This is a genomic window from Lentimicrobiaceae bacterium (assembly GCA_023227965.1).
Lineage (GTDB): Bacteria > Bacteroidota > Bacteroidia > Bacteroidales > JALOCA01 > JALOCA01.
Genome location: JALOCA010000035.1, coordinates 25,133 through 32,879, shown reverse-complemented (window position 1 = coordinate 32,879; position 7,747 = coordinate 25,133). Strand labels below are relative to the sequence as shown.

General features: G+C 32.5%; 7 protein-coding genes. 4 read left to right on the top strand and 3 right to left on the bottom strand.

Annotation, left to right across the window (positions count from 1 at the left end; all coding sequences use genetic code 11):
- Nucleotides 1–1,138: 1,138 nt before the first annotated feature.
- Nucleotides 1,139–1,681, top strand: a complete 543-nt coding sequence (locus tag M0R21_11040) for a helix-turn-helix domain-containing protein (protein ID MCK9618355.1) — start codon at nucleotides 1,139–1,141, stop codon at nucleotides 1,679–1,681.
- 7 nt (nucleotides 1,682–1,688) lie between these two features.
- Here M0R21_11040 and ndk read toward each other — a convergent pair whose 3' ends face one another.
- Nucleotides 1,689–2,108 carry a nucleoside-diphosphate kinase gene (gene ndk / locus M0R21_11035; protein MCK9618354.1) on the bottom strand — a complete coding sequence of 140 codons (420 nt, stop codon included), beginning with the start codon at nucleotides 2,106–2,108 and terminating at the stop codon, nucleotides 1,689–1,691.
- A 97-nt stretch (nucleotides 2,109–2,205) separates the two neighbouring features.
- On the opposite strand from ndk, the gene M0R21_11030 reads away from it, so the two are divergent.
- From M0R21_11030 to M0R21_11020, 3 genes are read left to right on the top strand one after another with little or no spacing between them, the layout of a single operon-like run.
- A complete protein-coding gene (locus M0R21_11030) occupies nucleotides 2,206–3,231 on the top strand; it encodes a DHH family phosphoesterase (GenBank protein MCK9618353.1) in 1,026 nt (341 codons plus the stop codon).
- 4 nt (nucleotides 3,232–3,235) lie between these two features.
- Complete coding sequence (locus M0R21_11025) at nucleotides 3,236–3,769, top strand: FKBP-type peptidyl-prolyl cis-trans isomerase (protein MCK9618352.1); 534 nt, start codon at nucleotides 3,236–3,238, stop codon at nucleotides 3,767–3,769.
- Between the two features lie 14 nt (nucleotides 3,770–3,783).
- Nucleotides 3,784–5,106: an FKBP-type peptidyl-prolyl cis-trans isomerase gene (locus M0R21_11020; protein MCK9618351.1), complete on the top strand. Its 1,323-nt coding sequence runs from the start codon at nucleotides 3,784–3,786 to the stop codon at nucleotides 5,104–5,106.
- 49 nt (nucleotides 5,107–5,155) lie between these two features.
- Here M0R21_11020 and M0R21_11015 read toward each other — a convergent pair whose 3' ends face one another.
- Together M0R21_11015 and M0R21_11010 are read right to left on the bottom strand one after the other, a co-directional pair.
- Nucleotides 5,156–7,039 (bottom strand): sulfatase-like hydrolase/transferase, encoded by a 1,884-nt coding sequence (locus M0R21_11015; protein MCK9618350.1) that lies wholly within the window; start codon nucleotides 7,037–7,039, stop codon nucleotides 5,156–5,158.
- Between the two features lie 93 nt (nucleotides 7,040–7,132).
- On the bottom strand, nucleotides 7,133–7,744 hold the full coding sequence (locus M0R21_11010) for a fumarylacetoacetate hydrolase family protein (protein ID MCK9618349.1): 612 nt from the start codon (nucleotides 7,742–7,744) through the stop codon (nucleotides 7,133–7,135).
- Between the last annotated feature and the right edge of the window lie 3 nt (nucleotides 7,745–7,747).

Genomic DNA, 7,747 nt, shown 5'->3' with positions numbered 1-7,747 from the left:
AGCAGAGCCTGCTTCCGCTTACTTGATAAACAAAACTATTAAATTAAACACAAGGTGAATAAAAAATCATGAAAATAAACAGCATCAAAAATGTCCATTACGCCGTTTTTGTCATCTCATAGCTGAAACATATTTGTCATCTGCTAAAAAAGCAGGAGCAGACGTAAGAATACTGGAATTAAAAGATTTAAAGTTTGATCTGAACTACTTTTCCGGCTTTACTAAAAGGATTTATTGACCGGACTTTTTTACCGGGTTTTGCCTTCAAATACCGGGAAAATTCTCCATGGTAGGATAAATATCTCAAAGGAAAAACAGCACGACTTATAGTTACTATGGACTCGCCTCCTTTTTATTATTGTTTTTTTGTAAAACAACCTGGGCATAATGCAATGAAAAAAGGCATATTGCAATTTTGTGGGGTAAACCCAGTAAAAATAACCTCTATAGGTACTGTTAAACATTCAAAAGAAAATAAAAGGGAAAAATGGTTGCAAAAAATTTAAAAATTAGGTAATAAGCAAATCTAATATTCTATTTTCCCCATTTTTCCTCATTCATCAAACAATTTTTTGGTTTCTTTTATTTTAATGTAAACTGTATGTATTTTCCGCTTTGCAATGGGAAATATTTATTTCATTATAATTAAAAAATTATTAGTAGTTAAGGGAGAAATGTAATTTATGAAATGTCTAAATGTAGAAAATAGTCAAAAAGTTATATTACATATGTAATACATAATCATTCACGTATGTAATTTGTAAAATTAACAATTATACATTTAATTGAATATAAATAAAATACACATATGTGTATTCATGATATTATATAATACATATGTAAATCATTAAAAATTATATCGAATATTTTATTTTAACAGTTTTAAATGCAATAAATCAGTTATATATATATAATTGTATGAAGTAAATATTGAATAATTATGATTAAAAAATAAATATTAGAAAATTATGTATTAAAATATATTAAAAATCTTAATAATTGTATTATATAATGATTTAATTTCATTAAAAGTTTAAATAAGTACAAATGTAAATATAAATGTAAATGTAAAATTCGTAGTTTTGGTTTTGTATTTAAATTATGTTTATGTTTGTAAACAATTAGATACATTATTAAAATGATTGAAAGAATACTATTACTTATAAAAACTGCAAATATGACCTCCTCACAATTTGCAGACGAAATCGGCATTCAACGTTCAAGCATGTCACACGTTTTAACAGGGAGAAATAAACCGAGTCTTGAATTTGTACAACGGATTTTAAAACGGTTTCCAGAGGTTGATACAAATTGGTTACTTTTTGGTACAGGTGCTATGATTAAATTGCAGACGAGCCCGAATGTAAATACAAATGAAAAAACTACAATTGAAGAATGGACAGAAAAATCTATGCCAATTAGTGAACAAGATTTGTTTTCTACAATGGAACAAAAACAGGAAGATAAATTTCCAACAAAAGAAAACCCTACTTCATTCACTAAGTCAGAAAATACAAATATAGAGGGTACTGTAAAAAAAGAAGAAATAACAAATGAATTTATTACCACCCCCTTAGAACTAAGAGAAGGATTATCATTAAAAGAAGAAAATGATAGAAAGGTAAAAAAAATTATACTTTTCTACTCTGATCAAACATTTGAGGAATTTTTAAAAGGATAGACCTTCCCTAAAATCTTTCAATGCAAGAGAAAAAATAATTGCATTCTCTTTCTGCATTGGTATCAGAGTCAGAACCATGTACTGCATTTTGTTGTAAAGTAGTACCATATAGATTACGAATTGTCCCTACGGCTGCTTTTGCAGGATCGGTGCTGCCGATTAATTTACGGTATTCTTCCACAGCATTTTCTTTTTCAAGAATTGCTACTACAACAGGAGCAGAAGACATAAAATTTATTAATGGCTCATAAAAAGGTTTACCCATATGTTCAGCATAAAAATCAGATGCACTTTCCTGAGTTAATTTAATGAATTTCATTGCAGTAATTCGAAAACCTGCTTCATTAATCTTATTTAATATCGGACCAATAAACCCTTTTTGTACTGCGAGGGGCTTTATTATTGTAAATGTTTTATTTCCACTCATAGGCAACATAGTTACAATTTCATGTAAAGTTAAAACTATTTTTTAATTTTGCCACTATAATTCTTATTTTTTCAAAAAGTGAATTTTATATATTTTTATGTTAAATAAATTTCAATTATTAACCATCAACCGAAAAATATCAAGTGCAAAACGGATACTTATTGTTAGCCATTCTAATCCTGATGGTGATGCAGTGGGGGCTTCGCTTGCTTTGTATCACTTTTTCAAGGAACAACAGTATATTGTACATATAATTTTACCTAATGATTTTCCTTCGTTTTATACATGGATGCCTGGTTCTGAAAAAATTATTATTTACGAGAATAATAAATTAGGAGCTGAAGAAATAGTAAATAGTGCCAATGTGATATTTTGCCTTGATTTTAATGCACTTTCAAGAATAGGAAAATTGGGAAGTATTATCAAAACCTCATCTGCTTTTCGTATCATGATAGATCATCATCCATATCCTGAAGATGAATTCGACATAATTTTCTCACAAATAAATACTTCTTCAACTTCCGAACTTGTATATGATTTTATATTTCAATTGGAAAAGGATGAATTAATTAATAAAGAAATTGCTGAATGCATTTATACCGGAATAATGACCGACACGGGTTCGTTTAGTTATTCATGTAATTATGAAAAAACCTACAGGTTAATTGCGCAGTTATTCAGACTTGGAATCAACGGTGAAAAGATACACCAATTAGTGTATGATACGTATTCAGAAGACAGAATGCGTTTATTAGGTTTCTGCTTAAAAGAAAGGCTTGTAGTAAATAAGGAACTGGGCACAGCTTACATTTATTTGTCAAAGGATGACTTAGCAAAATATGATTATCAGGTAGGCGATACGGAAGGAGTGGTTAATTATGCATTGGCAATAAGCGGTATTAATTTTGCAGTGTTATTCACTGAAAAAGAAAATATAGTACGGTTGTCGCTTCGATCGAAAGGAAATTTTAAGGTTAACGAATTTGCCAATAAACATTTTAAAGGAGGTGGACATGCTAATGCAGCAGGCGCTGATTCCGAATTATCGTTCTCGGAAACATTACAATATTTTGAATCGTTATTACCTGCATATAAACAACAACTTACGTGTGTTTGTGAATAAAACAATGAAAAACAGATTTTTATTAGCATTATTTACTCTGCTTTTGGTTTGTAACTCTTGTTACAGGCAGAAACAGCATGACGGAAACACAAATCCTGCATTATTAAAAGATCCATTAATTAATGTTAATAAAAAATTGGTTAAAAATGAAGACCTTAAAATTAATGAATATATTCAGAGACACAAATGGAGTATGACCACTACGGGTACAGGTTTGCGGTTTTTTATTTACAAAAAAGGAAACGGAGAAAAAGCTGAAATCGGTAAAATAGCCCGGATAGCATATTCGGTACATTTAATGAGCGGTGAATTATGCTATACCTCTGACGACTTGGGTTGTAAAGAATTTTTAATAGGAAGGGGGGGCGTAGAAAGTGGTATCGAAGAAGGAATCTTATTACTCAGATTAGGGGAAAGAGCAAAATTTATTATACCTTCGCACCTTGCTTTTGGATTGGTAGGCGATGGAGATAAAATTCCCCCTAAGGCTACCTTGATATATGATATTGAACTTGTTGAATTAAAAGAAAACCAATAAATTATAATAAGAATATGAAAATTAACCGTGTTTTATCAATTTTGCCTGTCTTGGCGTTGGTATTGTTTGCCTGTTCAAAGTACCCCGGGTTTAAGAAAACTTCTAACGGGTTATATTACAAGTTTTATACTAAAAATAAAGACTCCATACAACCCAAAGAAGGTGATGTGCTTACTTTAAAACTTGTTTACCGTACAAAAGATACTGTTTTATTTGATAGCAAAAACAATCCGGAACCCATGAGGCTTCCGATGAAAAAATCTGATTATAAAGGAGATATTTTTGAGGCGCTTGCTTTAATGCATGTTGGTGATAGTGCTTCTTTTATTATTAATGCGGATTCGTTTTTTATTAAAACAGCAGGATATCCTTCACGTCCACCGATGATTGATAGCAATAGCGTTCTTTATTTTGATGTAAAATTATTAAAAGTTCAAACCAAAGAACAGTTGGAAAAAGAAACTAAAATAAAAAATGAACAATTAAGTAAAAAAGAAACTGAGGATATTGCTAAGTATGTTACAGATAATAAGATTACTGTAAATCCCACAGCAGATGGTTTGTACTATATGGAAACTAAGGCGGGAAATGGAAACTTGCCACAAATTGGCGATATGGTAACGATACATGCCGCCATTAAATTTTTAAATGGCACTCCTATTTTTTCTACTTACGACAAGGGGCAACCTGTAGAACTGGAATATGGTAAAAAAATGGATAATGCAGGCTCAGACGAAGCCATAGGGATGATGAAACAAGGAGGCAAAGCCAAACTTATTATTCCTTCCAAACTTGCATTTGGTGAACAGGGACGACAAGGAATAATTCCTCCTTTTTCCCCCCTTCTTTATGATATTGAAGTTGTAAAAATTCGCACGAAAGCTGCTTATGAAAAAGAAATGGCAGAAAAACAAAAACAAGCACAGATAGAAAGTGATAAACTGAAATCCCAGGAAACTGTTTTGCTCGACAAATATTTGAAAGATAATAAAATTACCACAAAACCCACAGCCAGTGGTTTATATTACATTGAAACAAAAAAAGGTACCGGAGCACAAGCATCTGCAGGTAAAAAAGTGAAGGTGCACTATACCGGCAAACTTTTTAATGGTAAAAAATTTGATTCTTCACTCGACCGCAAACAACCCTTTGAATTCACGTTGGGAAAAGGAGAAGTGATACCCGGTTGGGATGAAGCCATTGCCAAGATGAAAGTAGGTGGAAAGGCTACATTGATTGTTCCTTCAAAATTAGCATACGGTGAAAGGGCAATGGGAAATGATATTCCTGCATATTCTTCCTTGGTTTTTGATGTGGAATTACTGGAAGTAAAATAAAAAAATATTAATGATAAAAAAGCCTCCAAAAATTGGAGGCTTTTTTATTTTAGTACTGCATATATGCTTGGAATACCTCCTGAAGGTAAGATTTTCCTTCTTTTATAAGACGATTGTAATATTCAATATCTTTTTTATTGATTTCAAGAAAGAAAAATCTATCTGTTTTTTTATCATAAACAAAGTACCCTTTTGGTCTTATCCATCCTACACCTTCTTCAAATGCAAAGTAAGCATATTGTGGAGAGCAAGGGTTTAACAGATTTTTGCTCCAACGGAAGGCAGAATCATCCAAACCTAATAAGGGCAATAGGGTAGAGGCTATATCGTATTGTGTTCCGAGGTGAGAGATTTTTGTATTTTTAAACTCATCTTTAATTACATCCCCATAAAAGAATAAGGGAAGATGAAAAAAATTAGGTGAAAAAGGATGCCATTTTCTGTATGTAGGATGCCCATGGTCGGCAACAAAAACAAATAAAGTATTTTTAAACCAAGGTTGTTTACGAGCTTTTTCTATGAAGTTTCCGATGCATTTATCCGTATAATATGCTGCATTCAAGTACCCTTTCATTTTTCCACCCCACAGTATGGTATCCTTCATGGGTTGATCGTAAGGGGAGTGGGTTGAAAGAGTGTAAGCTACAGTAAAAAAAGGTTCTTTTTGGTATTCTAAATCTTTTATTACACGGTTAAACAAAAACTCATCGTGAACACCCAGCTTGCCATAAATTATGTTTTTTTCTTTATTAAAATCATATATTTCTGTAACTTTATCAAAACGATTACTCATTATGTACCCTTTCATATTTCCATAAATGAGTTGTCCGCCAAAATAAAAAGAAGAAAAATATCCCACTTTTTTTAACTCCTTGTTGATTCCTGGAAGTTTGACAAATTTATCGGGCTGAACGGTAATAGAAGATAAGGGATGTGCTGGGAAACCGCTTAAAATACACGCCATTCCCTGTTCACTACGGGTTCCGCTGGAAAATACTTTAGTAAATAAAATACCGTCTTTCATTAAATTGTTAAAACAAGGAGTAATACCGGGTTTCCCACCCAATTGCTCTATCAGGTCAGCCGACCAGCTTTCGAGAATAATAAGAATTATATTCGGACGCTGTGTTTTCAGAACCTTCAGTGTTGTGTCGCATAATGGGGTGTTTATCTGTTTTACAATTTTAGTAGCTTCCTTCTCATCGTAAAATGCAAATGGGTTCTGGTTAATATTTTTGATGTTTTCATACACACTGTGGAAAAAGCTGTACGCAGAGTTTACTGCACCTATATTCAGGATATTATGTTTTGAAAAGTATGATTGGCTTTGATTAACAGGTATTTGTTGTACCCCCCCCCGGATTCCTAATAAAATAAAAACAGGAAATATGGAGAGAATTAGTACCCTGACAATGTAATTAGGTTTTTGTTGGGGAAACTTTTTTTCAAAAAATCGTAAGTATAATCCTATAAAAATTATGGACTGTAACAGAAAAAAGAAAATGAGAGAGAAAAACTGTAATGTTGAGGCTGATCCTGCTATTTCAGCAGGATGCCTGAGGTAATTAAGTGCTTTATAGGGGAGTTTGGTAAGCCATTCTTCATACGTGCCCAGTTCGGCGGTATATAGCAACGAAAATAACACAATGAACAAAAATATGTAGAAACGGGTAAGAGGTTGATAAAATTTTTTAGATGTAAATGATTGAATTACAATTGTAAAAAATGGAAAGACTAAAAGGTAACTGATTGTGGTTATGTCGAGACGAAAACCATATAAATAGGATAATAACACCTCAGAAAACCTGATGGAATCTGCATTCAGATGTGATGCAAAGTATATAAAAAAGATACTACGGGCAATTACAAAAAACAACAACCAGAAAATTGCATAGGTAAAAAGGATTTTTATGATTGATTTTTCAGCTTGCACGTTTGTTTGAAGTATTATAGAGTATAAAATAACGGGTTAGCTTATCATTTGTTTTATAATTACCAGCAATTTGTTTTGTGTGTGCAAATCGGATTATTTAATCCGAAAACGAAGCATTTTTTTATCGTTAAGATAAGCCTCAAGTAAATCGTTGATAAATACGGGGCCTACGCCTGCAGGCGTTCCGGTAAAAATCAGGTCACCGGTTCTCAGGGTAATAAATTGTGATATATAGGAAACAATGGTATCAAAGCGAAAAATCATTTCGGAAGTATTACCTGTTTGTACCATTTTTCCATTGATATCAAGCCGAAAATTCATGGAATTTAGGTTGGGGATTGTTTCTAATGGCAAAAATGGACTGATGGCTGCTGATCCATCGAAGGCTTTAGAAATTTCCCAGGGCATACCTTTTTCTTTGCAATTCCGTTGTATATCTCTGGCTGTAAAATCAATACCTAAACCCACCTGATTATAATAATTAGATGCAAACTTTTCTGATACAGATTTTCCCAGCTTACATATTTTAATTACAACTTCCACCTCGTAGTGAATTTCACTCGAAAAATCAGGATAAAAGAAGGGTTGGTTATTGCGTAACAGAGCCGTATCGGGTTTACAAAAAAACATCGGAAGTTCGGGTACCTGAGCCCGCATTTCGTGGGCGTGCTCCAGATAGTTTCTTCCAACACAGATGATTTTCATTGT

Coding starts and splice junctions, on each gene's coding strand:
- M0R21_11040 (MCK9618355.1), top strand. CDS start 1,139: ATGATTGAAAGAATACTATTACTTATAAAAACTGCAAATATGACCTCC.
- ndk (MCK9618354.1), bottom strand. CDS start 2,108: ATGAGTGGAAATAAAACATTTACAATAATAAAGCCCCTCGCAGTACAA.
- M0R21_11030 (MCK9618353.1), top strand. CDS start 2,206: ATGTTAAATAAATTTCAATTATTAACCATCAACCGAAAAATATCAAGT.
- M0R21_11025 (MCK9618352.1), top strand. CDS start 3,236: ATGAAAAACAGATTTTTATTAGCATTATTTACTCTGCTTTTGGTTTGT.
- M0R21_11020 (MCK9618351.1), top strand. CDS start 3,784: ATGAAAATTAACCGTGTTTTATCAATTTTGCCTGTCTTGGCGTTGGTA.
- M0R21_11010 (MCK9618349.1), bottom strand. CDS start 7,744: ATGAAAATCATCTGTGTTGGAAGAAACTATCTGGAGCACGCCCACGAA.